Genomic DNA, 26383 nt, shown 5'->3' with positions numbered 1-26383 from the left:
GGTTTGCCGGCAATATGAATAGTCCTATCAAAATTGTTAGAGTGTCTGCACAGCTGGAGAAGGATGCATTCGCTGTCCAGGTCAGTCACTGGAGACTGCTGGTGGAGACCAACCGCTATTACGAAATCAAACCTGAGAGCGGGCCTGTAAAACGGATTTATAAAGAAAAGTTGAATACAGTTGTTGACGATACTAAAGCTTATAGCGACGGTTATCTTGCTTGCTCGGCCTTTTGTATCGAGGACCGTATAAATGACATGCATATTGAAATGCTGCACCAGCTGCAGCTGAAGGTCAAAGCCTACATGGAGGAGCTGCAGCTGAACCAGCGGGCGATAGAGGTGCAATTCAACAGTAAGCAGCCTTGAAGCAGCCCTGTTAAGAAAGCGGCTGGGGATCTCCATTCTCCGGGCATAACAAAAAACCGGAAGAACCGCAGAGCTGCGGGCTTCCGGTTTTTGGCGTTTACTTCTACAGCAATCCGGCATTCTTCACCGCATGCTCCCAGCTCGGAAAATAATACAGCGCGCTGCGCATCAGCTCCGGGTCCTGCTGCTTGACCTGCTTCTTGTTCATAGTCCCCCCGCCGGACTGAAGCTGCTTGATCCGGCTGATTACCTCATCGGAAGCCATTGTAATCTCCAACTCCTCACCTCTTTCCGGTATATCCTTGCCATATTTTTCACAAATACCGCTTATTCTATTCAAATTGCACGGCATAAGTATTAATGGCTGACCAGATAGGAGGCATCGAGAATCAGCGCTACCCGCCCGTTCCCCAGAATCGTAGCTCCCGACAGATGGTTCATCTTCCCCAGGTAAGCGCCCAGCGACTTAATGACTACCTCCTGATTACCAATGATCTCGTCTACTGCGAACGCCGCAACTCTGTCCACAGATCTGACGATCACCAGCGGAATCGTCTTCGATCTCCGCTCGGTCCGCGGGTAATGCAGCTTGTCCCGGAGCCAGGAGAGCGGCACAATCCGCCCGTGATTGATAATGGCCTGTTCCCCCTGCACAACCTGAATCTCATCGGGGGAGATACGCACAATTTCCGCCACATTGTACATCGGGAGAATCAGCACCCGGCCCGAAACATTTACCAGCAGCCCCTTAATAATAGCCAGCGTGAGCGGCAGGCGGATGATGAATGCCGTGCCCCGGCCCGGCTCAGTCTGAATCTCAATTAGGCCGTTCAGCCTGCCGATCTGGCTGCGGACAATATCCATTCCGACTCCCCGGCCCGAGACCTCGCTTACCTCAGATGCTGTGGAGAAGCCCGGCTCGAAGATCAGGTGGACTGCCTCCTGCGGTGTTAAATACCCGGCCTGTTCTTCAGTAATGAGGCCTTTGCTGAGTGCCGAGGCTGTAATTTTGCCGGCATCAATGCCCTGGCCGTCGTCCTCCAGGCGGATGACTACCTGATTCTCTTCATGGAAGGAGGTTAGGGTGATTGTCCCTTTAGGCGGCTTGCCCCGTTCCGTCCGGATATCCGGGGTCTCAATCCCGTGATCCGCGCTGTTGCGGATCAAATGAATGAGCGGATCACTCAGCTCCTCGATGATCATCCGGTCCAGCTCCGTCTCGCCGCCCTGAATGAGCAGCTCAATATCCTTGCCCAGCTTATGGGCCAGATCCCGGACCAGCCGGGGGAAGCGGCTAAAGAGCTGGTCAATCGGCAGCATCCGGGTTTTCATGACACCTTCCTGCAGCTCTTTGATGATGCTGCCCATATGGTCTGAGACTCCGCTTATGCCAGGCAGCACCTTGGCCGGGTCATTGCGCTGGCCGGCTGCGCTAAGTGCCGCAAGTGAGGTCTGCTCAATCAGCAGTTCGCCGACCAGGTTCATCAAATGATCCAGGCGTTCCACATTGACCCGGACCGTAGCCTGAGCCCCTTTAGCCCTCTCCTCTCCCGTAGAAGCAGCAGGCGGGACTGCTGGCGGCTCAGCGCCTGCGGTTGTAACGCTGCTGCCGGAAGCTATTGGCTGGAACGGAGTGATAATAATGCTCTCGACATCGGAATCACCGGACAGCTGATCTGCTGCCTGTTCCCGCTCCTTGGTGCTGGCCGCTACGACAGCAAACCGGGTGAAGCGCGCATCCTCATCTCCTCCGGCGGCGGCTGGCGGAGCAAGCGCGGTGGCAATAACCGCTCCGCATACATCCTCGATCCGCTGCAGCAGCATGTAATGCCTGGCCGCCTTCATCTGGCAATCCTCTTTCAGCGTAACCGCAAGGGCCAGCAGTGTATATCCTGCAGCAACTGCTTCCCCGGCCTGCAGCTGCTCCGCCCCGCTTAAGACCGGGAGCCGGATCGGCTGCACTTCCGGCTGTCTGTTAATCAGCGATTTCAGCTCGGCAACCACATTGCTGCAGTCGGTATAATCTGCGCCGCTAATATACTGGCTGCGCAGCAGCTTCATCGCGTCCAGTGCGCGGAACAGCGTATCAATGAGCGCTCCGGTGATCTCCGGGTTCTTCTCTCTGACCCACTCCAGCACATATTCAACCTCATGTGTGAGGTCGCTCATTTCACGGAAACCCATCGTCGCAGAAGAGCCTTTGATCGTATGGGCAGCGCGGAAGATCTCCGCGATCCGCTCAGGAGCCGGAGCATGCTCCAGAGCAAGCAGGGATTGATCAATCCGCTCCAGCTGTTCATTCAGCTCTTCGATGAAAATATCACGGTAGGCTGACAGCTCCATCATGATTCTTGTTCCCCTTCCTAACCGCCTAATATTTCCTCAAGCTTCAGAATGCCCACCAGCTGGTCATCACGCTGGCCGATCCCGTGGAACACGCCCTCGCGGCTGCGGTTATGTCCGCCTGCCGGAGGATGGATTTCAGCATAGGTAGTTACTTTATTAACCTTGTCCACGATAAGCCCCACGAATTCCTCACGGTGGCGGACAACAATGATTCTGGTAGACCGGGTGTACGGTTCATCAGCCATACCGAGCAGATTGCGCAGGCTCATTACACAGACCACCTTGCCGCGCAGATTGACTACCCCCTTCACTTCATTGCGGCTGAAGGGAATATCTGTAATGCTGAGCATTTTTATAATTTCATGGATTTCCTCGATCCGGATCGCACAGGTCTCCGCACCAACCACCAGTTCAATATATTGTTCCTTCTGTAAAGATGACATGTCTTCACCTTCTGTCTGTATAATTAATGCGTTTTGAACGCGGCTGCGGATTGAGCCAGTTCTTCCGAGAGCTGGGCCAGCGCCTGGCAGGTAGCAGCAGTTTCTTCTGAGGCTGCTGCAGATTCCTCGCTGGAAGCGGCGATCGATTCGACGGAGCTCATTACTTCAGCCGCTTGAGCGGATTCTTCTTCACAGGCGGCCGCAATCTCATTGACCTTAAGTGAGGAATTGTTAACCATAATGATGATCTGCTCAAAGGCCTGGCTGGTCATCGAGGATTGCTCTACACTTTCGGCCACTGCACGGACGCTTTGCTTCGTATTCTCCTGAATGCCCTTAATGATCTTGGTAATCTCCTTAGTAGCGTCACTGCTGCGCTCTGCCAGCTTGCGGACCTCATCCGCTACGACTGCGAAGCCGCGGCCTTGCTCTCCGGCACGTGCAGCTTCAATGGCCGCATTCAGCGCCAGAAGGTTGGTCTGCTCGGCAATATCGTCAATCACCTCGATAATATCGCCGATTTTGCCGGAATCCTCCTCCAGCTGCTTCATCTGCTGGCTGACTGTCTGCATGCCCTGAAGAGATGTTTCCACTACATATCCGCCTTCCCGGGCGGTCCGGACGGTATCATTCGAGAGCTCCGCGGCTTCCTCAGCACTGGAGGCAACAGAATCAATTGCCAGCGACAGCTCCTTAAACAGCTCGGTGATATTCGTCGCTGCAGCCGACTGGTTGGTGCTCGTGCCGGCGATTTCCTGCGTGCTTGCCGAAATCTGCTCGGAGGAAGCAGCCACACCTTGTGAATTCATGATGATTCCATTGATCAGTTCCTTCAGATTATGCACCATCCGGTTGAGTGCAGCAGCCAGCTGCCCTACTTCATCATGTGTAGTGATATCGGATTGCTCCGTCAGATTTCCGCTGGCTACCTCTGAAGCCAGGCGGAGCATTTTCATCAGCGGTCTGGAAATAGACCTGGAAATCAGATAACCAATAAGTACACTTATAATAACAGCGGCAGCTACCACTGCAACTGTAAGTGTAAACGCCGATTTATATGCGGACTGGGAATGGCGGTTCGCCTCATCTGCCAGCTCCACATTCACTTCAATTAAATCATTCAGATTATTGATTACCTTCTGGCCTTGAGGTGTCAGCTCGGCTTGCAGGAATACGTTAAATGCCGCAGGATCATTTCCTTCTGCGAGAACAACCGCCTCATCCAGCAGCTTTTGATAGGCTTCAAATTCCGTATCCAATGAACCAAGCAGTTCTTTTTCTTTGGCTGTTGTGGCCAGCGGACGATAGCTATCCAGCTTTTCCCTGACATTTTTCCGTTCTGCAGCAATATTCTCCTTATAGCCGGCAATTTCGGCCTGGTCTCTTGAGTTGTTCATATCACGCAGGTATACCCGGTTCATCTGATAGCCGATTTGTGCAGCAGACAAGTCTCTTACCGAGATCAGATTGTTACTGTACATCGATTTCATATTTTCATTGCTGCTGCGCAGCGAGCTGATGGAATATACACCAAGTCCCGCCAGAATTACCGAAACAATCAGAAAAGCCGAGATGATTTTTGTTGCCGTTTTCAAGTTCCCGAACCATTTCACGCTAAATCCCCCCAAAGTTAGTTTCTTCGCCTTATGTATGGCGGCTTAACCTTACAACACTCTCCCATCTGCTATATATTCGACATTTTTAGCTAAATTTTTTATAGTTTATTTTTTACTTAATTTCCTGGCCATTTAAACCCGCGATCTTACTGCAGAATGTGCTTGACAACGATTGCAAATAAGTTATAAATAGACATAATTAGCAAATGGTACAACCTGTACTTATCTTCTTAGAAAAGAGGCCTGCCCATTGACAACAAAAGTACCCTTGGCTGAAAAAATGGCATTCTCAAGCGGTCTGCTAGGACAAAATATGCTTTACAGCTTTATGTCGATGTACATTCTGTTCTTCTACACCGATCTGCTGGGGATCCCGGCCACCACCGCGAGCTTCATCCTGGTTGCGGCCAGCATCTTCGATGCTTGTCTGGACCCGGTTATGGGCATGATTACGGACAAAACACGCTCCAGGTGGGGGAAATTTCGGCCTTATCTGCTGTTCGCCCCCTTCCTCATCGCTGCAGCCACCGCCCTCTGCTTCTGGGATCCGGGCAGCTCTTCTCAGGTAACGCTGGTTATTGCTACCGTCTCGTATCTGCTGTGGGGATTGCTGTATACAGTCTGTGACACGCCGCTTTGGGCCTTGTCATCCGTCATTTCTACAGATCCGGGAGAACGGACCTTGTTCGTCACCTTGGGCAAAATCGGCGGCACGCTTGGTGCAGTCGTCATCACCGTCGGCGGTATTCAGCTGCTGCTCGCCTTCGGCGGTGAACGGAGCACCGGAGCTTATCTGTATTCAGCAATCATCATTGGAGTTATCGCAGCCTCATCGATTTTTTTTACCGGACTGCTTGCCAGGGAGCGAGTGATCCCTTCAGCAGAAACGATCCCGTTCCGTGAGAACCTGCAAACGGTTTATAAAAATAAACCGCTGCTCACGCTGCTGGCCGCGCTGCTGATTATCAATCTGGTCAACGGGATCCGGCAGAGTATACAGCTGTACTATGTGGTGTATGTCTGGGGAGATGCCGGTTATGCGACACAGGTGGGGATCAGTCTTGTTGTAGGAATGCTGCTGGGGATGATAGCTACCCCTCCGCTGCTGAGACGCTTCTCCAAGAAGAAGGTATTCATTGTTTCCTGTGTTCTGGGAAGTCTGTCCTGTATCCTGCCTTACTTCCTTGGTGATCACCGGATTCTGCCGACCCTGATCTTCTTCGCCGTCAGCTTCTTCTTCTCCGGCATGACGACCATTGTAAGCACCTCAATGCTGCTGGATACGATCGATTATTCGGAATGGAAGCTCGGCTTCCGGGGGGAAGGCATCGTATTCTCCACCAATACCTTCATCACCAAATTCAGCGGGGCGCTCTCCCGTCTCATTATCGGTGCAAGCCTGGGCCTGTTAAGCTACGTTGAGAATCAGCCGGCTACGCCGCAGCTCCAGAATGGCCTTAGCTTCGTGATGTTTCTGCTGCCTGCCCTATGCTTCCTGGCAGCGATCCTGCCGATTCTGTTCTACAATATTAGTGACCGGCAGCGGATTCAGATCCTTAGCGACCTGGAAAAGAGCCGGGCTGTATAACCCGTGCACAGGACAGCGAGTGTCTGCTACATAATATTAAGGAGTGATATTACATGGACTTATCCGCATTATCAGCACTTATGGCCCCTCCCGATCTGTCGGGCTGCCGCAAAATTCTCTGCATCCAGCCGCATCCGGATGATAACGAGGTTGGCCTGGGAGGTACGATCTCCTATTTCGCATCCCGGGGCTGCGAGATCCATTATCTGACGGTGACCAGCGGTGATCTCGGCGCATTGGACGAGCATATGTCTGCAGCCGAAATCTCAGCCATCCGCGCACGTGAGCTGGAAGCTGCGGGACGGCTGCTTGGCGCTACCGTATTCCATCAGCTGAATCACGGGGACGGCACCCTGGAGCATATTCCGGCACTTGCTGAAGAGATTGCTGAGATCATCCGCACCATACAGCCGGATGCGATCTTCTGTCCTGATCCTTGGCTTAGTTATGAAGCCCACTATGATCATATCGTTACAGGCAGAGCTGCTGCACATGCTTTCCTGTCCGCCGGGCTTCCCCTCTATCCCCGGGGAACAGCCACCAGGCCCTGGCAGCCGCAGGCGATCGGCTTCTATCTCACATCGGAGCCGAATACGGTCATTGATATCACGGAGCATTTCACGCGCAAGTTCGCCGCGCTCGCGGAGCACAGCAGTCAGTTCAGCAGTGAGACGCTGGCGATGTACGAGATCTACTTCCGCGAAAAAGGCCGCCAGCTCGCGGAAGGCAAGGATTTCGAGCTGGGTGAAGGCCTGAAGGTGCTGTCTCCGCTGCATATGCACTGCTTCGTGGATGCCCGGCTCGTCTAGGCTCACAGGGCAGCCGGCACCATCCTGCAGCCCGAAACGCAAACAGCAGAGCCGCCGTTCTTCCATAACGGAAGAGCAGCGGCTCTGCTGTGTATAACAGGGAACTGCGGTAAACTTACTCTTGCTCAAGCGCGAAGCGGAGCAGGCGGCTTAGTGCTGCCGGAAGCACACTGACATGGCTCTCTCCGGCAAATTCATAATAACTGACCTGCAGCCCCTGCCCGGCGAGCGGCGACAGCAGACCGGGCAGCTTCGCTGCATCCTCAACCATTTGCTCCAGTTCATCAGCACCGATCGTAATCATCAGCTTACGCTCAAGTTCCGCACCCGGAAAAGCTGCCGAGAACTGTTCCAGCTCGGTAAGCAGGGCGTAGTCATTCCACCAGACGGAAGGGCTTCCTGCTGCGTAATGTGTGAACAGGCCGGGGCGCTTGAATAGTGCATGCAGCACCAGCAGCCCGCCGAGCGAATGGCCGAACAGTGCCTGACGCCGGGAGTCCACCGGGAACTTGCCGGTGATAAACGGCATAATCTCCTTCTCCAGCGCCGTCAGGAAATCATCCGCTCCCCCGCTCTCAGGCCATCCGGTGCCATCTGGACGCTTGGGCAGCTTATCCTCCTCTGCAGGCATGGTAAAGTCATAGCAGCGCCGGAGCATATCGAAGGGTTCGCCGGAAGGATACCCTATACCTACAATTACCACAGGATCGTAGCCATGCGGCTTGCGGGTCTGCAGACGCGCAGATTCCGCCAGGGTATGGAAGACTGCGTGCCCGTCCAGCGCATAGATGACCGGATACCCTTCAGGCGGCGCTTCCCCGGAAGGCTGTGAGATTAGAATACGGTATTCCAGGCCGCGCCTGCCGGCAAAGATGATATGCTCCTCACAGCCGGGGTGCAGCAGATTCAGCTCTTGGATATGGCTCATGGCACAAGGATCCTGAGCACATCGTCAATGACATTGCTGTAAGCAACCACGCCGCCGCCCAGCCAGTAGCGGTCATCCACCTTATAGACCTGCCCGGCCTTCACAGCCGGGATGCTCTTCCAGAGGGCGCTTTCGGTCAGCTCCTTATAGAAGGTTTCACCTGTATTCGCTGTATCATTAGCGAGGAAAATATAATCGGCATCAATTTGTGGTAAGAGCTCCAGAGATAAATCCAGACTGTTCTCCTCAGCAACAAGATCACTCTTGGCAATACCAAGCTCGCTTGCCAGAACAAATCCGCCGTATACACCGCCCATCAGGAACATTCCGCGTGAATTGAAGCGGATAATCAGCGCCTTCTTCCCTTCGGTATGCGGTGCCAGCACCGCCTTGGCTGCCTCTACCTTCTTGTGGTAATCGGCAAGACCTTTAGCTGCCTCCGCTTGCTTGCCAAGCAATTCCCCCAGCATCGTAACCGAGCTGTCCAGATCGCCTGCCGCCTGCTTGAATACATAGGTCGGGGCTATCTTGGAATATTGCTCGTAGACTCCGTTCTCTGCATAATAGGCATTATGCAGCACAATCAGATCCGGCTGCATCGCCATTACAGCCTCAGGTGAAGGCAATCCGCTGGTGAAATCGACGAGCGGTACATCAGACAGCTGATCCTGCAGATAAGCTTGTCCCTGGCCGTTATTCGACCATTGCCCCACAGGCTTCACGCCAAGCACGACCAGGGAATCCTCCATATAAGGCGCAAAAATTTTTGCTGGAGCAGCGTTTAATGTAACCTCATGGCCGAGTTCATCCTGTACAGTGAGCGGATACGCCGGGGCTGCCGGAGTTTCCGCAGCTTTAGCCGCTGCCGGCTCAGCTGAAGGTGCAGACGATGCTGCATTAGTAGCGGCCGTACTTTGTGAACTGCCGCCGGCGTCAGATTTGCCGCTGCAGCCCGCAAGCAGGGTCAAGACGAGCACCAGCACGATAAACGCCGACAGGCCTCCGTTCTTCAACGAATTTCCTGATATTTTCTTGTAGTCCTGCATGTTGATTCTCCCCCTAAGTGATAATCATTCTCATTAATAGGGATTATAAAGGATAGACCGCAGGGTAGCCATGGACAGTATCCTGCTCAGGGTTTGGACTATTTCCTGTCAGCATCAGCACCGCCTCTTCCAGCATGCGGTCGAGGGCAACCGCCGAATATTCAAACCAGGGATCCGATGGCAGCAGATCTACCTTCCCTGCCTGTACAGCACTCAGGCTGCGCCAGCTGCCGCTGTGCTGCAGGCTCAGCCAGTGCCTTCTGGTGGTGAAGTCCGGACAGATAATAAGCATTAAACGCTCCGGATTCAATAAGCGGACCTCCTCAAGTGTGACCGGCTCGTTGTACAGCGGACCTCCGCGTGTATATGCCGGCCTCAGGGCCAGCTCGCCAAAGATCACATCCCGGATCCCCCTGTTGCAGTAAGCATGCAATTCACCTTCGTACAGCCGCAGCACCATGCAGCGTTCCTCTCCAGCCACGGCAGCCACCTGTTCTCTGGCCAGGGCAGACCTGGCCGCGAACCGCTGAAGCCACAATTCAAGCTGCAGCTCTCTGCCCAGAAATACGGCAATCGCCCGGAGCTGTTCATCCCAGCGCTCTTCTTCCCGGGGAATGAACAGATTCTGGCTGTTACGCAGCAGATGCTCCTCCCACTGCGGGTCCCAGGCATCATGGCCGATGATGGCATCTGTTCTGGACTTAATCAGCTTATCCCGTTCAAGCTCCTGATCCATCAGATCGACCCGGAGATGAATCTCAATAGCCTCATAATACTTGTTGTAATAATAAGAGGTCCATTTGGCATCAAGCGGCGCGGCTACCGGGATGATATCCAGGGCAAGCAGCTGGCCGACCGCAGCAGCCGAGCAGGCGGCGATCCGCCGCAGCGGCTGCCTGATGAATGCCGAGGGGGCAACTCCTGTCTCCTTTTTAAATTTACGGCTGAAATAGAACTCATCGCTATAGCCGACCTTATGGGCAATTTCGCGCAGCAGATAATCCGATTCCTGCAAATACTGCTTCGCTCTGCCCATTCTCAGGCCGGTCAGATAATCCATCAGACTCTGCCCGAAGGTTTTTTTGAACAATTCGCCAAAATACTTCGGCCGCAGCCCGGCCATCCCGGCCAGCTGATCCAGGGACAGCGGTTCATGATAATGCTCCGCGATATAATCCCGGATTACGTTCAGACTGACCCGCTTCCCCTGCTTCACAGCTGTCCCCCCGTTCTTATCGTACAATTTGCCGCCGTGCAGCGGTTAATCATATATTATTGGAATATAGTGAATATGATAATGATAATCATTATCTATATAAAACTCAATAAAAAAAGAGCGTATTCAGCGCCCTTTGCTTGTGCTATGAGTATAATGTTATACGTAACCACAGCCTTTATTCGCTCAAAATAGCCCTTTTGGATGGTCTTGCGGACACCACGGACCTTATCCGCCGCTTTTCATGGGCTGACGCCACTTTTCCGGTAAAAGAACGGCGCTGGTGTCCGCAAGTCATTGCAGGTCCTTACTGTGCCAAGCGGTAGTATGGCAGGGTCAGCGATACACGGAAGCCCAGCTTCTGCGCCAGCCTGTAAGAAGGCTCATTCTCCTGGCGGCAGCCCCACACCGGCTCCAGCCCGTGCTCCAGGCAATAATCGATCAGGGCAGCGCAGACTGAGAAGGCATAATGCCGGCCGCGGTGTGCTGCTGCAGATTCAATCCCGATCTCCAGCTGATTCTCTGTACGGTAAGCCGAGAATGCCGTCGAGGCATTCTTCCCTTCATGCAGCAGAGTAAACCCTGCTCCTGATGTGAGGAAATGCTCTTGATCCCGCCAGAAGAACCGCGCAATTACCCCACCGTCCTGGTTTGAGAACAGTTCTGCAGTCATCCTTACGATCTCGGCATCATGCCGGAACCATTGCTCTTTAGCCAGCACATACGCTTCGCGGTTAAACGTGAAATTGACCCTTGTATTCCGTTCTATTCTTCTTAAATCCTCCGCTTCCGGCAGGTTAGCCGACTGTTTCAGTGTACTGTTATGCATAGAGCGGATAGAATCAATCAGGGGAGTCCAGTCTCCGGCCGGATCAGCCTGCAGCCACTCAGTTGAATGCCTCTCCCCGGCCTTATTGGTGATATAGTCACATAGGCTCCTGTTAAAATCAGCGTTGCCGGAATCTCCAAATACCAGCGACATTCCATAAGCATGGGCTACATAAAAAGTCCGGGGCTGCTGCAGGTTGTCCACATACACTTCACCTGAAGTCTCTCCTTTAAGCACTGCACCGGCAAACAATGTATTGATATGCACGCTCTCAAGTGCAAGCGAAGCAGCAGCATAGTTCCGGCTATCCAGCTTCAGCATCATTTATTCCTCCTTCATCAGTTCCGGCTATACTGATTGTACAACCAGCGGAAATTCCAGCTGAAGACGTGGCTGAACGTCCATTCATGGAACGGCGCCGGGATGCCTCCGGCAAGCCAGTCATCGGCACTTGTCCCGCTCTGCACCGCAGCTGCCGCGTAGCTTTGAATTGCCTTAAGATAACTCAGCATTTCCTGGAGGCACTCCGGTCCGGCAACCCCTCCGTGTCCGGGAATCAGCACCTTGAAATCAATATCCTGTCCAATCCGTTCCAGGATTCCGGCCCATGCTTCAGGGAACCCGTGCAGCATTGCAGGATGAGACTGATTCAGCCCCAGATCTCCGGCGATCAAGACTTGTACATCCGCTATGTACACCATGGCATCACTGCATGTATGTCCGCCCCCGTAGGTGAGCAGCTGTATGCTTCTGGCAGATCCATGTATATCCATTGTATCCTGGAACGTTACCCCTGCCGTAACCCTGCGGATGCCGGGTGCCGCCTTCAGCAGGGCCTCTTTTTCGGCAATTTCATACCCAAGGTCTTCCTTCAGACGCTGTTCAGCCGCTACCTCCCAGTCTTCCTGCAATGCTGTAATCTGCTTCTGCAGAGATTCCAGCCATACCTTCAGCTCCGGTGGTGCATTACTTGTCAGCACTTCCCGCGTCTGCTCTGTAGAGATAATAATGCAATCGGCAAACTCCTGATTCCCGTAATGATGATCTCCGTGATAATGTGTATTAATTATGTATTTGACCGGCTTGGCGGTCAGCTGCTCTGCCTGCATACGCAGTCCTTTCGCAGCCTCAGGCAGACTGAAGGTATCCACAATTACCGTGAAATCACCCAGATCAATAATTGAAGCATTGCCCACTGCGCCGCTGCCCGGGGTGACCACCGCCGCCCACACTCCCTGTGCTACTTGTTCAATCGTAAACATACATATCCTCCCATTTATATTTATCCTATTATACCTTAATATGGTTTGCATTAACTGACTATTTCTTTGCAGGGAAAAACAGGGGCAAAAACAGATGATTGTCCCTCTGAAATCGTATGTTATAATACATTCAAAGTTAACCTGAACTCTTCATTCTGTTTAATGTGAAAGGAAATGACCTATGATTATTCCAGCTCCTGAAGTTAATTTTAAAGCTTCCCCTTTTTATAATCCCAGCCTCAAAAATGTAGTTATCCTTGCTACCGGCGGCACCATTGCCGGCAGCGGTGAAGCGCATAAAACATTAAATTACGAGCCGGGTGCCCTGCCGGTTCAAGATCTGCTGGACAGTGTGCCGCACCTGGAGCGGGTAGCCAATTGCGCCGGCGTGCAGGTCAGCAATCTGTGCAGTGCGGATATTACCAGTGAGCACTGGCTGACGCTCGCAGCACTCATTAATACGCTCGCACTCCGGGAGGATGTGCACGGCTTCGTAATCACCCACGGCACAGATACCCTGGATGAGACCTCTTACTTTCTGAACCTGGTGCTCAAAACCGACAAGCCGGTCATTATCACCGGGTCCATGCGGCCGGCTACGGCAATTAGTGCAGACGGGCCGCTGAATCTGTATCAGTCTGTAGCGCTCGCAGCCAATCCGGATGCATCCGGGCAGGGGGTAATGGTTGTATTTGCCGAAGGCATCTATAGCGGCCGGGATGTGCAGAAGGTGAATACCTTCAAAGCCAATGCCTTTGATGAGCGTGATTTCGGCTGTCTTGGCTATATGCGTGACGCGCAGGCTTTCTTCTACACCCGTTCCCTCAAGAAGCATACTACAGACGCACAATTTAATGTCTCTGCCTTGGCAGAGCTGCCGGAAGTCTCCGTAGCCTACTTCCACGTGGATGCGAATCCCGGCATTCTTGATTATCTCGCTACCATCTCAAAGGGAATTGTGATAGCCGGAGCAGGCGGAGGGATATACAGCAAGCCGTGGATTGATAAGGTCGGCGAGCTCAAGAACAATAATATTCCGGTAGTCCGCTGTTCACGGATCTCCAGCGGAATCACGCTCAAGGATTCATATATTGATCTGTCTGCCAATTCAATCCCCTGCAACAGCCTTGTCCCGCAGAAAGCAAGAATTCTGCTGTCCCTGGCCTTGACCCAAACGACCAGCTACGATGAAATCGCCGCGATGTTTAACGAGTATTAAGCAATCTTATATAAATACCAACAAGCCCGTGGGGACCCACGGGCTTTGTGACGTATGCGCTATTCAGATCAGCCTTGCGATCTTCTCTATCTCTACAGCTGAAGCAGCGAGCTGCTGCATTGAAGCGGTGATCTCCTCAGTAGCTGCAGCCTGACGTTCGCTTTGGGCCAGACAATCCATGAGTATGGCATCCATCTGGCTGATATTCTGCTTGATCAACTGCAGGATACCGGCAATATCCTTAGCTGATGAAGCGCTGGATACTGACATTTTGCGGATCTCTTGCGCAACAATGCCGAAGCCCCGTCCATGTTCAGCAGCATGTGCCGCTTCTATCGCAGCATTTAAGCCCAGCAGATTGGAGTTGTCTGCCACCTTACGGATGAACTCCAGAATCTCGTCTGTTTGCTGAAGATCCGTTACTACCCGCTGGCCCAGCTCCTTCAGATCATTTACTGTGTTGGCAAGATCAGAAGCTGTTCCCGCGATCTCCTCAGAAGTCGAGCTGATTTCTTCAGAGGTCACTGCCAGAGCATTTGCCGCTTCACTAAGCGTTTCCTGATTACTAAGACTGATTCCGATAGTAAACACACCTGCTATCGCCCCGTTCTGGTCATGGATCGGCATAGATGATGATTTGAAGGGCAACCCGTAGATTTCTTTTGGAATGTTAGCACTGACCTCTTCTCCCTTGACCAGCGCAGTCCGAATTCCCCCGTTCTGCGGAATCGCTGCCCCTTCTTGTATGCGGATATCCAATTCTGTCCCCGGCAGATAATAAATGAACTTATCCGTATCGGCTAAGGCAAACATTACATCTATTGGGAATAGACGCTGTACCAGAGGTAAAGATATTTTTAAGGATTGCAGCAATTGCTCCATTTCTGTTTCGTTTACGTTGCTCATGGCTTTAACAGCTCCTGAATTTATATTTTTACAGCAGATCAACAAATCCACCGGAGCTGCAGTACCATGGCAGATCTGCTGATCATTCTTTATTGCTCAAACAGCGTGACACAGTTCCGGCCCTCTGCTTTGGATTGATACAGTGCATCATCGCCCAGCTTGTAGATATCCTCCTCGCGGAGTCCATCCACAAGAACAGCGGCTACACCAATGGACACCGTAATCCGCCCGTATTCCGGGCTAAGATCATGCTGAATCCGCAGCTCGGCAATGCTTCTGCGGATCATTTCGGCGTAATCCCGGGACTGCTGCGGGGTGAAGCCGGTGACCATAATTCCGAATTCCTCCCCGCCCAGGCGGAAGGCTACCCCGCCGGCCCACTCAGCCAGCTCTTTCAGCAGCTGCCCGACTCTGCGCAGTACAGTATCACCTTCATAGTGCCCGTACGTATCATTGTATTTTTTGAAATAATCAATATCGAGCATCAGGTAGGTCAAATGCTGCTTCACCGCAGCTGCCTTCTCTACCTCTTCCAGGAACAGCTTGTTGAAATATCTGCGGTTATACAGTCCGGTCAGCTCATCGGTAATTGAAATCTGTTCAATCAGCCCGATATACTTGTTCAATTCCTTATTATTGAATTCCAGCTCCTTCGTCCGCTCCACTACAAGCTCTTCCAGATGCTCTTTATGCCTCCGCAGCTCTTCTTCCGCCTTCTTCCGTTCGGTAATATCCTTGACGGTTCCCTGAATTGCCGGCCTGTCCATATACATAATCCGGATTACCTTATGAATCACAATCAGCTCACGGGTCTTATCCTTGTGAACCAGCCGGGTCTCATACTCATAAGGCGCCTGCTTGCCTTCAACACGCCTTGCGTAATAGTGCATGACCTTATCGCGGTCGGAAGGGCTGATGAAGTTCTCAAACGGCTGATCCAGCATTTCGTCCATCTCATAGCCCAGCATCTGCGCAAGCGCCTCATTCACATATTTGCAGCGGTTGTCCTGGGTAATAAAGATCCCGTCCTGCAGATTGTTGACCAGCTCCCGGTATTTCTCCTCCGAACGCTCCAGCTCGGAATAGAGGCTGGCATTCTCCAGCGAGAAGACCATTTCCCTGGAGAGCAGATTGATAATCTTCATCCGCTCCTTGGTGAATACACCAGTAACCAGATTATTCTCCAGATAGATGATGGCAATCGTCTTGTTCTGGTTGATCAGCGGCATACAGACCATGGATTTCGGCTGATGCCGAACAATATAAGGATCATTCACGAATGGAGTCTCGGAGTATGCGTCATTATAGATGAGGCTCTCTCTGCTCTCTTCCACCTGCTTAATGATCGATAACGGCAAATGCTCCAGCCGCGAGGCCTCATGCATTGCTACCGAAATCCGGTCGGTATCCGCTTTATACTCCCCTTCGACCAGCAGGTTTGCACTGGAAATCATCAGGATGCAGCCCCGCTGCGCCCCCGCATTTTTGATTACAATCTCCATCAGTGCCTCTAGCAGATTGTTCAGCTCGATTTCCTTCGAGATCGCCTGGGAAGCCATAATCATCGAGTTCAGATCAATACTTTCAGTGAAATCTGTAACGGTTCGCCCGTGCAGAAACTCCTTGGTGTTGATCTTCCTGATGATTGACGGGTACTGTTCATTGAGGAACTTAATCTTCTCTTTGGCCCCCCAGACCGAATAGTAATAAGCGGATTGCCTGAGCAGATAGGCTGCGAATTCATTGAACTCCTTATGATAATAAAATCTCGCCGCCAGCTCATTGCTGAGCGCCTTATACCGGACAAAGCTCCCTTGCTCGCTGGTTTCGATCGCCAGGTCATAGTAATGGCCGGCCTTATCATCGGCACCGGCAATCCGGGCCCATTCGGCCCGCATTAAATACTCATGCTGCAGGAAGGTACCGGGGGCATGCTTGGCCCATTTGCGGACCCGGCCGAATTCCTTGCGCATTCTCGACTTTGCCTTACGTTTGCCGTTCAGGGATAAATCCTTATAGGCATAGGCCAGATTCAGGAAGGTGTATAAAGCGAATTCTTCCATAAAAGCTGAACCGGCCAGCGTGCCGATGATCGGGTAGGCTTTGTCAATATACTTCAGCGCCTCATGATGCTGCTCGTAAGTGAATAACAGCTTCATTTTGTAGATATAGTAAATGGCAATTCCTGAATAATATTTAGCCTCGCCGAGCTCACGCAAATATACCTCTTCGCTGAACTGTTCACTGTTGAATGAGGTCCGCTCAGCCAGTTCACCGGCCAGGCTCAGGAAATATTGCCGGGCCAGCTGTGCTGTGGCCAGTGATTCTTTATATTTCGTGTTCTCTATCATTGAGATGGTGCGGGCACTCTCCTGCAGAGTGGCCGCAATATCCATCGACGGGTTCCAGAGATTCACATAGAAGGCGGAATGGGCCAGATAGAGCAGATCTCCTGTCTTCAAGCTCGCTTCAATTGAAGTGCCGAACCATTCCTGCAGTGTATCCCAAGGCTCAGTCCAGGAATGGCAGAACAGTGTATAGAGAACATTAGCTGCCCCTTTCCACTGCAGATCATTGAATTTATCGTTGATTCTGATTCCAAGCCGCCCGAATTCAAAGGCCCCCTTCGTATCACCGAAGCCGGACAACAGCATGGCATAGCCGATAAAAGCAAGGGCAGACTCCGGGGAATTGCCGTATTTCAGCGTCAGTCCCACCTTCTTGAGCACCACAAGGCCGAACAGGGAAGTCTCCCCTGAGATAAAGGACGGCGGGATAAAGTTAATCAGCAGCCGCATGACCAGCTTCATCTGCGGATCTTTCATCTCCGGCGAGGCAAAGATCCCTTCCGGCGACCGGCCCCGGAGCGCAGCCTTGATGACGAGCAGTTCCTTCAGCACGGAGACCATGCCGGCCTTCGCCGGAATATGAATGCCAAGCACCTGAAGGCCCCGCCGTCCTGAAGCAATCGATTCCGGCATCATGCCGAGATACATATAATGATTGGCCTGCATTTCATATATTTCCGCAAGCCCCAGCGGATCTGTGGTGTGGGCCAGCAGCAGGCTGCAGGCCTGCTCCGCCTGCTCCACATGATGGGTCAGATAGCTGCATTCCGCGTAGACTCTATAGATTTCCGGAGTCCGGCCCCGGTCTGAAGACCAGGAGTCCGGAGGGAGCAATGTAATTGCCGCCTCCAGCAGAAGAAACGCCGAGTCGTAGCCAAAGCCGGCTTTTGCTTTCTGTGCCGCCCGCAGATTGAGGGCAATGACCTCATCCCGCTCGTTGCTGTCGCTGATGTACTCGAGCCCCTTATTCATATGGGCAGCTATATCGACAAGCTTCTCTTCAACTTCCCCGCGGTCCAGATTCTTCAGCAGCAGCCGTCCGATACTGAGATGGAGTTTTTTTCCGCGCTCCGCATCAAGCAGCTGGTAGAAGGCCTGCTGAATCCGGTCATGGGCGAATTTGAGCCGGATACCAGTCTGTACCGGCAGTCCGCCGGGTTCACCCAGCGCACCGGCAAAGATTGCGTATCTGTGATCTGACGGGAGAATGAATTCCTCCTGCACCGCCCTGCCCACCGCTGCGGCAATGGCCTCCGGAGGTGCATCAGCGATTAGTGTCAGCATACTGTAATCGAATTCGCTGCCGATGGCCGAGCTGAGCATCAATATGCTGCGGACTTCCTCCGGCAGCGTCTGCAGCTGGCCGACAAGGAAATCAACCACATTGTCGTTGACCGGCAGGCTGGCGATCTGTGCAAGCCTCCAGTTCCATTCCCCGCTCAGCTTATCGAAATAGAACAGTCCCCGCTTGTGCAGATCCTTCAGAATTTCCGTCAGGAAGAAGGAATTACCCTTGGAGCGTTTATAGACCAGGCCGCTCAGCTCCTGCACCCGGTCCGTGGTGCTGTATAAGGCATCAGCAATCAGGCTCTGCACATCCTCCTCCTTCAGGGGGGACAAGTGAATGCGCGATACTTCACGGTTCTTCTCTATTTTGGCAATGGAAGCAAACAGGGGGTGACCTTCATGAATTTCATTCTGCCGGTAGGAGAGAATCACAAACAGCCGCTGCAGATGGTTGTCCAGCATCAGCTTCTCCACAAGCTGCAGGCTGGAGTAGTCTGCCCACTGGAGGTCGTCCAGGAACAGGACCAGCGGCTTATCATTCCGGATAATGCCTTCCACAAACTTGGCAAAGCTCATGAAGAACCGGTTAGTCTCCTCCGACGGTCCCAGCGGCTCGGGATCCGGCTGAACCTGAATGAGCGCGGACAGCTCAGGAATTAAACCGGCAATCACCCGGCCGTTGCCGTCCAGTGCCTGATTCAGGGAGCGGCTGATGTAGCTTTTGTAATCCTCATCGGGGCTCTCCAGCAGCTGGCTGATCAGCCGGCGGAACGCCTGAATCAGAGCACTGTAAGGAATATTCTTGTTATACTGATCAAATTTCCCTTCGGCAAACAGCCCCTTTTCCCGGCTGATGGTCTGGTGCAGCTCATGCACCAGGGCTGTCTTGCCTACACCTGCATCCCCGGAGATAAGCATCAGCTGTGAGCTGGCTTTAACACTGCTGCGGAATGCCCCTACGAGCCGGGTCAGCTCCTGCTGCCTGCCGACTATTTTTTGCGGAATCCGGAAGGTGTCCCGCCGGTCCTCTGCTCCAATCACGAACTCTTCGGTTTCGGCCAGACATTTCTTCAGGTCCGCCTTAATTCCATACGCGCTGCGGTATCTGTCTTCTGACGACTTCTCCATCAGCTTCATGATGACAGCCGATAAGCCGCTCGACACTTTGCCGCCGGTTGCCATATAGGGAGGAACGGCCTCCTTGGCAATGATGGAATAGATCTGCTCCAGCATTTCCGGGGCATCAAACGGCCGGAGTCCGGTCATCATCTCATACAGCACAACTCCCAGCGAGTAATAATCACTGCGGTAATCAATATTGCGGTTCATCCGGCCGGTCTGCTCAGGGGAAATATACAGCAGGCTGCCTTCCAGCACACCGCTGTTCTGAAATTCCCTTCTTTCCTTAGAAAGCTTAACGGCCAGATCGAAATCGATGACCTGCACAATATCCTGTTCACGGTTCCAGATGATATTCGACGGCTTGATATCCTTATGAATGACGTTCTGCTCATGGATACTTGCGAGAATATCCACAACCTTAACCGCCAGCTGCAGCAGCTCCTTCTGCTCCGGCTTCTCTTGTACCAGAATCTGCTTGAGCGACCGCCCGGATATATCCTCCAGTACCATAATATAAAGTCCGTTTACTTCCTCCAGCTTAAGCGGCCGGATTACCCCTGTAGTATGGCGGCTGAGCTCGGAGAGCAGCTTATATTCCTGCTTAAAGCGCATCACGGCCTCGGTTCCGGTAAATTCTGCTTTTAATACCTTAAGAATGACTGTTTCTCCGGTTGAAGCCTCGCTGCATCTGTAAACCGCTTTAATATTATGATCTGAAATGGTTTCCAGTATCTGATAGTTGCCATTAGCAATCATTCCTACTCCACCTTTAGCACTTCAAAATCAGCGTCAAATTTAAACACATATGCGGCAATCAGCCAAATAATCCAGCAGTTCAGCCCAAAGAATAAATAACCGAAGTAACCAAGCACCGGCATTTCGGAGAAAATATGAAACTTGTCCAGATAAGGCACAGAATACTTCCAGTAATTCGGATTGGTTGGAGCATCCCCGTGGAACCACTCACTGCCGAAATTCCAGAATTCCCAGAAGAAGCCGTTGAAGACTGTTGCCAGACCAATAAGAATGACCTTGGACCAGTCCCCGTCCTTGATCGGCGTAAAAGGCGTCCAGTAGCCGGCCAGCGCCATCGCGGCAGACAGCAGCGGCACCAGCGCAACCCATAGCACCCAAAACAGCAGATAAGGATAATAACCCATTCCGAAGGCTAATATCAGCCCCAGCACATAATAAATAACCAGGAAGGCTGTTGACACCTTAAGTTTGGGCCCATTACTGTACCGTGTGCGGAACAGGCGGAAGGTCTTCAGAAGCAGATACCATTCGAAGATGGCCGGTAGCACCGTGGTGTACGATAAAGAGAACCAGAACACATTACCGAAATTGGAGAACACCTGACTGTTGGGATAATACCAGTTCTCAAGCACGAAGAAGTTCAGATATTCAAAAGCAAACCAGCTGAAGCATGACACGACTGCCAGCAGCTGCATTACCTTAGGCTTACGCGATATGATGGACGCCCCGTTATTTCTTTTGTATACAATACCGTCCAGAATCAGGATAAATGACCACCATAACGGAACAAATGTATAATACTCCAGGGAAATGAACAGCTTCACCCGCGCCCACATCAAAAACCAGCTAAGTGCAAGCACCGGCAGGCTCCACCAGAACCAGACAGGATATGAAGCTGCATCCCTCTGCGGGGCAGCCTGCCCCGGCGGCTCCTCAGCAGTCTTCCTGAAGCCGAACAGGCGGGGAAATACCAGAACCAGTGTAATGACCAGCGCTACAATACAGGCAAGCGAGAAATACAGCAGGCTGAATCCAGGGTCTGCTTCAACCTTCTGTGCAGGAAATTCACCGTAACCGGGCGGCAGGCCTTTCCATTTCGCCAGGCTCCCGAACAAGGGCAGCGCAAAGATCAGAACAAAGGTAATAATCAGAAATAAGGTCTTCTTCCAGGTTGTCATTGTGCATTACCCCACTTGTATATGTACTTGAAAAGTCGAATTTTGTTGATATCCGCTACTATTCGCTGCCACTCCAGATTATTCCTGCCGGGGACACACAAAAAGATACCCCATCGTCCACTTTCATGACGTATGGAGCATTCCGTGTGAAGACCTGTTGCACACAATTATCCCTCGGGTCCCAGATCCAGCAGCATTCTTAAGGAACGGATCCCCTGCACTTCCTGTTCTTCGCCAACCGGCACGAAGCCTTGCGAGGCATAGAAGCCTACAGAATTCGGCGATGAATTAACCGTAATCTGCGTAATTCCCTCTGCCTTCATCCGTTCAACTGCATGCTGCAGCAGAATTCTGCCAATCCCTGTTCCTTTATGCTCGTTTCTTACAAAGAGCAGCGAGATATGGTTGTTGCTGCGCAGCTCGACAATACCTGAGAGCCCCTCTGCCGATGCAGCGACGAATATTTCATGATCCTCCTGCATGCGCTTATTGATAGCAGCGACATCAATATACTTATAGAATTCTATGACACCCTGCGCTGAATAATTAACGGATATATGTACGTCAAATGCCTCGCGGATCATGGGTGTAATACTCTTTGCCTCACCTGGCATCAGCTGTCTGATCATTGTCATACGTTAGCTCTCCTTTAATCTGACTGAATGCTGCAACTCTATTAGAATAGCATAATTTAGGGAAATTCGCCCAGTAATTTGCGGCTATACAACTCATTAGTTTAATAGTTATTAATATATACCTTGCTATAATTATGCAAAAAAGACAGTGTCTGCACATTCGGCAAAACACTGTCCCGGCACTTCCTACTATCGGGCTTCCTGCTTAAGGATCTGCTTCAGCACAGCCACAATCATCTCATGATCCTCTTCTCCGGCAAGTCCGGATACAGAGATTGTCCCCACCGTTCCGGCACTCCGCAGCTGAAGCGGGAAACAACCGCCTTCCGCTGCATATTCCAGCGGATCCACAAAGGCGCTTTCCTGCAGGGTAGTATTCCTGGATTTAAGCAGCACATGAACATAATAAGAGCAATGGCCGAAATGGTTCACCGCATTGATCTTGCGGTTGATCCAGTGATCATTGCCGGGGCCGTTGTTATCCATCTTGGCATGGAACAGCACCGTTCCGTTCATGCGGATATCAATGGTAATCAACTTCCCCATATTCTGCGCCCTGGCCAGTATTGCACTGCCCACTTGAATAGCGGTTCCGTTACTGAATGTGTCAAACTGCAATTCCTGCTCCTGCTGCAGGATCTGTTCCAGCAGCAATGAATAGTCTTCCAAGTGCAAACACTCCTTCGCTAGGTTATCCGGAGAAGATGAACCCCTACGGTTCTGTCATTCTGATTACTGTACATATTCAAGCTTGATTAAGGGCATGTCCAGGAAGGCAGCGTAACGTTCAGCCGCCTGCTGCACCTCTTCCCGGATGCCGGTATTCAGCGGTGCGAACGGCTTAACGAACAGCTCGGCGCCCTTGCGCTTAATGGTCCGCTTCCAGGTTCCGGCTGCCCGGCCGCCGGCAATCAGCGTCGGCAGAAAGATGCCGTTATTACCGGGAACAATCAGCGGTGCCGTCTCCGGGTCCAGGACTGCACTGCGGTCTTTGTACCCGAGGATATACTCGTCGAATCCGGCCAGCAGGTGAACGCCGGGGAAGGCAGTCCGCTCTGTGCCAGGCTCAGCAGGCTGCCAGTATTCACAGCCGTCAACAACTGCCGGCAGCAGGCCGGCTCTTACCGCCTCATGCCCCGCACGGGCATCCGTGAGCGTTAGCCCTGCCCACCAGGCGAAATCCTGCACGGTCGCAGGCCCGTGTGCCGTGAAATACAGCCGGGCGAGTTCTGCCAGCGACTCGCTGAAGGATAACTCGCGTGAATCTGCTGCCCATTCATCCAGCAGCACGAATGTCTGCTGCTTGCCGCTGCGCGGACCGAAGCAGATGAGCCCGCTGTACGCGCTGTGCCACAGGATATGATAGCCGCGCTGGCCGGCGGTGCTGATGCCCTGCTGTTCCAGCAGCTGCAGCAGAGCCTGGCGCTCCAGCTGCCGGCCGCCCTTCAGCGCCTGGTATAACAGCTTCCGGCAGCGCTCTAAGAGCTTATCATCAAGCGCGAGCTGATTCAGCCGCGCTGCAGCCTGGCGCATAATCCGCGGAGCACAGAGCTGTAGCATCCACTTCGCATTCTCCGGCGGGATGAAATGCAGTGTGCCGCGCAGCGTCCAGGTCAGCAGCAGCTTGCGCTCTGCTATGGCCTGCTCGACCTCAGCGAGCCCCGCTGACGGTGTCCGCAGGCCGATTGCCCAGACGGCCTGGCCATAATCCTGTGCCTGCATAGCTCCAAAGCGCCGGACGACCTCCTCAGGCCGAAGGCTGCCGGGCTGCTGAATCCGCTGCCGGAGCATGCGCTGGTTAGCAATCATTTCATGGGTCATCTTCATTCTCCTCTGCTGTCCCGGCGCTTTCCTCCAGTATATTGAACCAGCCTGTCCGCTGTCTATCAAGAATAACCCGAAGATCATAATTCCTGTTGTCCCGGTAGCACCGGTGCAGGTAAAAACTGTATTAGAGGCGAATTGTAAATTAATTATGTTGAACACACGAAAATAAACGGGGTGCAGGAATTGCAGAAATTTATGATCGGCCAATACGGAGGATTCGATTACGGCAAATTTCAGAAGGATTTCAAACCCGGCTTCTACGGAATCGAAGCCTGTTCCTTCCGCAGCGGTGAGGATTACCTGAATTTGCTTAAAGCTTCACAGCAGCACGGATTTCATACCGGCATCCATTTTCCGCTCAGGGCGGATGCTGCCAAGCTGCGGGATGCCCTCTTCCTGTCGCAAGATCAGGATGAGCGGCACGCCGCCTTCGGACATATTCAAGCAGAGCTGGAATATATGGCTGAGCTTCGTCCTGAGTATGTATTGTTTCATTATCCTAAGCCGGTCATTCTGGATGACCGCGTGGACTGGCAGCACTGGCGGTTTAGCGACCGCCGGGAATATATTTTTGAAAGTGAGATCACGCTCGAAGAATTCATCCGGCGCAGTGAAGACTTATTCGCATGGCTGAGCAGAAAGGGCCAAGAGTACGGTTTCCAGCCTGTTCTCGAGTTCGACGGCCTAAACCGGTATGTTTACGGGCATGATTTTCTCGAACAATTATTAAGTGAATATCCCGGTATTAAGCTGTGTCTGGATACCGCCCGTCTGTATCTGCAAGAGAAGCTGGACCCTGATTTTGATGCGCGGATGCTGCTGAGAAAATACCTCAAGTATGCCTCTCTGATCCATCTGTCCACTGTTCTAGTTAACGGGAAGGTTCAGTATAGCCATTACCCGGTGCTGCCAGAGCTGCGTCCGGAGGACGGCTGGGCCCCTATTGCAGACTATCTGCGCATCATCCGCGAAGAGAACCCTGGAGTAAGGATTATGTTCGAGCACCGCTCCGACCTGATTACTGCTGAACAGCTGGAGAGTTGCTACGGGTGGGTAGAGAGTCTTTTATATGAAGGTTGAATATTCTATATTAATAATTGCGAGGATCCTATGATGTTAATACTGGGCTGGATTATTGTTTCTGTCTTAAATTGGCTGCTGATCACCACTTTGATCAATTGTAGGCTTATGGGTCTGCCAATTCCTGCTCTCCCGAAGAAGCATGATCCGCCGGAGCACCTGGTCACCACCCGCAACCGGATTGATATTCAAACAAACTTTGAATGTTCTGCATATTCGGCAGCTTATCTTATGAGGCACTATGGAATTCAAGCAAGTGGAGAAGAAATCTACAAGATCATGCCCTATAAAATAAAAAGCGGATATGTGTATCCAAAAGGGATTATCACGTTACTGAAGCAGCAAGGCTTTAAAGCCACCCTTCATACAGGTAATATAGGACAGCTGAAAAAGGAGGTTAGTAAAAATACTCCTGTTATTGTATTTATTAAAGTAAATAAAAATCAAAACTACTTACATTTCGTCCCGGTTATTGGATATGATGAAGATTATTTATACTTTGCAGAATCGCTTAATGAGCTCGTTAATGTAACAAGTATGGAATATAACCGCAAAGTATCCATCTCAGAGTTCAAAGAGCTTTGGAACATAAGTGAATTGAAGATGCCATTATACAGAAATATATATATCACCGTTAGTTCAAACCTGAAACTGCACTAATATATAGATTGAACTAAAAAACATGGGTTGAATGGACCCTCCATTAAGAAAAGCAGCCAGCCATGCAACGGTTATTCAAGTGACTGGTGTAGCGTTACGGACATGAGAGACGTTAAGCCTGCGGAAAGTACCTGAGTGTTGGTCTTACGGACATGAGAGACGTTATTTCACCGGAAAAGTGGAGTTTGCCCATGAAAAGCGGCGGATAAGGGCCGTCATGTCCGTTAGCCCGCCCCAATGACCTTTTTCGAGCGAATAAAGGCTGTGGTGCCCGTCAGGTTGGGCATTCTCGTATTTCCAGTTCAAGCTCTATAGTATATTTGTAAATGGACAAGCACATGATACACTGGGGCAGTGACGATTTGCTATCTTGAACTTGAGAGGAGTGGCACATATGGCAATTGATATTTATTTGAATTTCAACGGGAACACCCGGCAGGCGGTGGAGTTCTATGCTGAGGTATTCGGTACGGAGCCTCCGCATATTATGACCTTCGGTGAAGCACCATCCGATCCCTCACATCCTCTGCCGGAAGAAGCCAAGAATCTCGTTATGCATGCCAATCTGAAGATTGCCGGCAGCACTGTAATGTTCTCTGATGTATTTCCCGGTATGCCGTTTGTGGAAGGAAATAATGTCAATCTTACACTGATGGATCCCGACATTGAGCAGATCAAAGCCTGGTATGAGAAGCTTAAGGAAGGCGGCACGGTTAGCATGGAACTGCAAAAAACGTTTTGGAGCGAGTGTTACGGCAGCCTGAAGGATAAATTCGGCATCTATTGGCAGCTTAGCCACGATAACGGCCAGAACGGCTAATTGAAGTAAGCCTATCTTCACTTTTAAACGTTTAGGATATGTCAGCTCTTCTTCCCGGAGAGCCGGCATATCCTTTTTGGCCTAGCTATAATTT

General features: G+C 51.9%; 22 protein-coding genes. 7 read left to right on the top strand and 15 right to left on the bottom strand.

Going from position 1 to position 26383, the window contains the following annotated elements:
* Positions 1–14 precede the first annotated feature (14 nt).
* Positions 15–368: a hypothetical protein gene (locus tag LOS79_RS04995; protein ID WP_315416747.1), complete on the top strand. Its 354-nt coding sequence runs from the start codon at positions 15–17 to the stop codon at positions 366–368.
* Positions 369–471: 103 nt separating this feature from the next.
* Here LOS79_RS04995 and LOS79_RS04990 read toward each other — a convergent pair whose 3' ends face one another.
* The 4 genes from LOS79_RS04990 to LOS79_RS04975 all read right to left on the bottom strand — a co-directional run bounded on the left by LOS79_RS04990 (position 472) and on the right by LOS79_RS04975 (position 4770).
* A complete protein-coding gene (locus LOS79_RS04990; RefSeq protein WP_315416746.1) occupies positions 472–645 on the bottom strand; it encodes a hypothetical protein in 174 nt (57 codons plus the stop codon).
* An 80-nt stretch (positions 646–725) separates the two neighbouring features.
* The gene (locus LOS79_RS04985) at positions 726–2714 is read right to left on the bottom strand and encodes a chemotaxis protein CheW (RefSeq protein WP_315416744.1); all 1989 of its coding nucleotides are present in this window, start codon (positions 2712–2714) and stop codon (positions 726–728) included.
* A gap of 17 nt (positions 2715–2731) precedes the next feature.
* Entirely contained in the window at positions 2732–3157 is a 426-nt protein-coding gene (locus LOS79_RS04980) for a chemotaxis protein CheW (protein WP_315416743.1), read from the bottom strand.
* Between the two features lie 23 nt (positions 3158–3180).
* On the bottom strand, positions 3181–4770 hold the full coding sequence (locus tag LOS79_RS04975; RefSeq protein WP_315416741.1) for a methyl-accepting chemotaxis protein: 1590 nt from the start codon (positions 4768–4770) through the stop codon (positions 3181–3183).
* Between the two features lie 253 nt (positions 4771–5023).
* Between LOS79_RS04975 and LOS79_RS04970 the strand changes: the two genes are divergently transcribed.
* Together LOS79_RS04970 and LOS79_RS04965 are read left to right on the top strand one after the other, a co-directional pair.
* On the top strand, positions 5024–6361 hold the full coding sequence (locus tag LOS79_RS04970; RefSeq protein WP_315416740.1) for an MFS transporter: 1338 nt from the start codon (positions 5024–5026) through the stop codon (positions 6359–6361).
* A gap of 53 nt (positions 6362–6414) precedes the next feature.
* Positions 6415–7170: a PIG-L deacetylase family protein gene (locus tag LOS79_RS04965; RefSeq protein WP_315416738.1), complete on the top strand. Its 756-nt coding sequence runs from the start codon at positions 6415–6417 to the stop codon at positions 7168–7170.
* Positions 7171–7285: 115 nt separating this feature from the next.
* Here the strand turns inward: LOS79_RS04965 and LOS79_RS04960 are convergent, their stop codons facing one another.
* The 5 genes from LOS79_RS04960 to LOS79_RS04940 form a co-directional block, all read right to left on the bottom strand.
* Positions 7286–8098, bottom strand: coding sequence for an alpha/beta hydrolase (locus LOS79_RS04960; protein WP_315416736.1), 813 nt, complete (start codon positions 8096–8098; stop codon positions 7286–7288).
* Positions 8095–9144: an ABC transporter substrate-binding protein gene (locus LOS79_RS04955; protein WP_315416735.1), complete on the bottom strand. Its 1050-nt coding sequence runs from the start codon at positions 9142–9144 to the stop codon at positions 8095–8097. Before LOS79_RS04955 ends, LOS79_RS04960 begins: the two co-directional genes overlap by 4 nt.
* Positions 9145–9187: 43 nt before the next feature.
* On the bottom strand, positions 9188–10360 hold the full coding sequence (locus tag LOS79_RS04950; protein WP_315416734.1) for a helix-turn-helix domain-containing protein: 1173 nt from the start codon (positions 10358–10360) through the stop codon (positions 9188–9190).
* Positions 10361–10667: 307 nt separating this feature from the next.
* Positions 10668–11513: a GNAT family N-acetyltransferase gene (locus tag LOS79_RS04945; protein WP_315416733.1), complete on the bottom strand. Its 846-nt coding sequence runs from the start codon at positions 11511–11513 to the stop codon at positions 10668–10670.
* A 14-nt stretch (positions 11514–11527) separates the two neighbouring features.
* Entirely contained in the window at positions 11528–12451 is a 924-nt protein-coding gene (locus tag LOS79_RS04940; RefSeq protein ID WP_315416730.1) for an MBL fold metallo-hydrolase, read from the bottom strand.
* Positions 12452–12632: 181 nt separating this feature from the next.
* Between LOS79_RS04940 and LOS79_RS04935 the strand changes: the two genes are divergently transcribed.
* Positions 12633–13670 (top strand): asparaginase, encoded by a 1038-nt coding sequence (locus tag LOS79_RS04935; protein ID WP_315416728.1) that lies wholly within the window; start codon positions 12633–12635, stop codon positions 13668–13670.
* 63 nt (positions 13671–13733) lie between these two features.
* Here LOS79_RS04935 and LOS79_RS04930 read toward each other — a convergent pair whose 3' ends face one another.
* The 6 genes from LOS79_RS04930 to LOS79_RS04905 all read right to left on the bottom strand — a co-directional run bounded on the left by LOS79_RS04930 (position 13734) and on the right by LOS79_RS04905 (position 23729).
* The gene (locus LOS79_RS04930; RefSeq protein WP_315416726.1) at positions 13734–14576 is read right to left on the bottom strand and encodes a methyl-accepting chemotaxis protein; all 843 of its coding nucleotides are present in this window, start codon (positions 14574–14576) and stop codon (positions 13734–13736) included.
* Between the two features lie 89 nt (positions 14577–14665).
* A complete protein-coding gene (locus LOS79_RS04925; RefSeq protein ID WP_315416724.1) occupies positions 14666–20089 on the bottom strand; it encodes a diguanylate cyclase in 5424 nt (1807 codons plus the stop codon).
* A gap of 2 nt (positions 20090–20091) precedes the next feature.
* The gene (locus LOS79_RS04920) at positions 20092–21267 is read right to left on the bottom strand and encodes a small-conductance mechanosensitive channel (RefSeq protein WP_315416722.1); all 1176 of its coding nucleotides are present in this window, start codon (positions 21265–21267) and stop codon (positions 20092–20094) included.
* Between the two features lie 167 nt (positions 21268–21434).
* Positions 21435–21902, bottom strand: a complete 468-nt coding sequence (locus LOS79_RS04915; protein ID WP_315416721.1) for a GNAT family N-acetyltransferase — start codon at positions 21900–21902, stop codon at positions 21435–21437.
* A gap of 189 nt (positions 21903–22091) precedes the next feature.
* Positions 22092–22571: a heme-degrading domain-containing protein gene (locus LOS79_RS04910; RefSeq protein WP_315416719.1), complete on the bottom strand. Its 480-nt coding sequence runs from the start codon at positions 22569–22571 to the stop codon at positions 22092–22094.
* Between the two features lie 63 nt (positions 22572–22634).
* Complete coding sequence (locus LOS79_RS04905) at positions 22635–23729, bottom strand: winged helix DNA-binding domain-containing protein (RefSeq protein WP_315416717.1); 1095 nt, start codon at positions 23727–23729, stop codon at positions 22635–22637.
* 174 nt (positions 23730–23903) lie between these two features.
* On the opposite strand from LOS79_RS04905, the gene LOS79_RS04900 reads away from it, so the two are divergent.
* From LOS79_RS04900 to LOS79_RS04890, 3 genes are all read left to right on the top strand, one after another.
* Positions 23904–24809, top strand: coding sequence for a TIM barrel protein (locus LOS79_RS04900; protein WP_315416715.1), 906 nt, complete (start codon positions 23904–23906; stop codon positions 24807–24809).
* A 30-nt stretch (positions 24810–24839) separates the two neighbouring features.
* Positions 24840–25469, top strand: coding sequence for a C39 family peptidase (locus tag LOS79_RS04895; RefSeq protein WP_315416713.1), 630 nt, complete (start codon positions 24840–24842; stop codon positions 25467–25469).
* A 394-nt stretch (positions 25470–25863) separates the two neighbouring features.
* Positions 25864–26289 (top strand): VOC family protein, encoded by a 426-nt coding sequence (locus tag LOS79_RS04890; protein WP_315416712.1) that lies wholly within the window; start codon positions 25864–25866, stop codon positions 26287–26289.
* Positions 26290–26383: the final 94 nt, after the last annotated feature.

Source organism: Paenibacillus sp. MMS20-IR301 (assembly GCF_032302195.1).
Lineage (GTDB): Bacteria > Bacillota > Bacilli > Paenibacillales > Paenibacillaceae > Paenibacillus_AQ.
The sequence above is the reverse complement of the archived record's forward strand: the minus strand, read 5'-3'. Positions and strand labels throughout refer to the sequence as shown.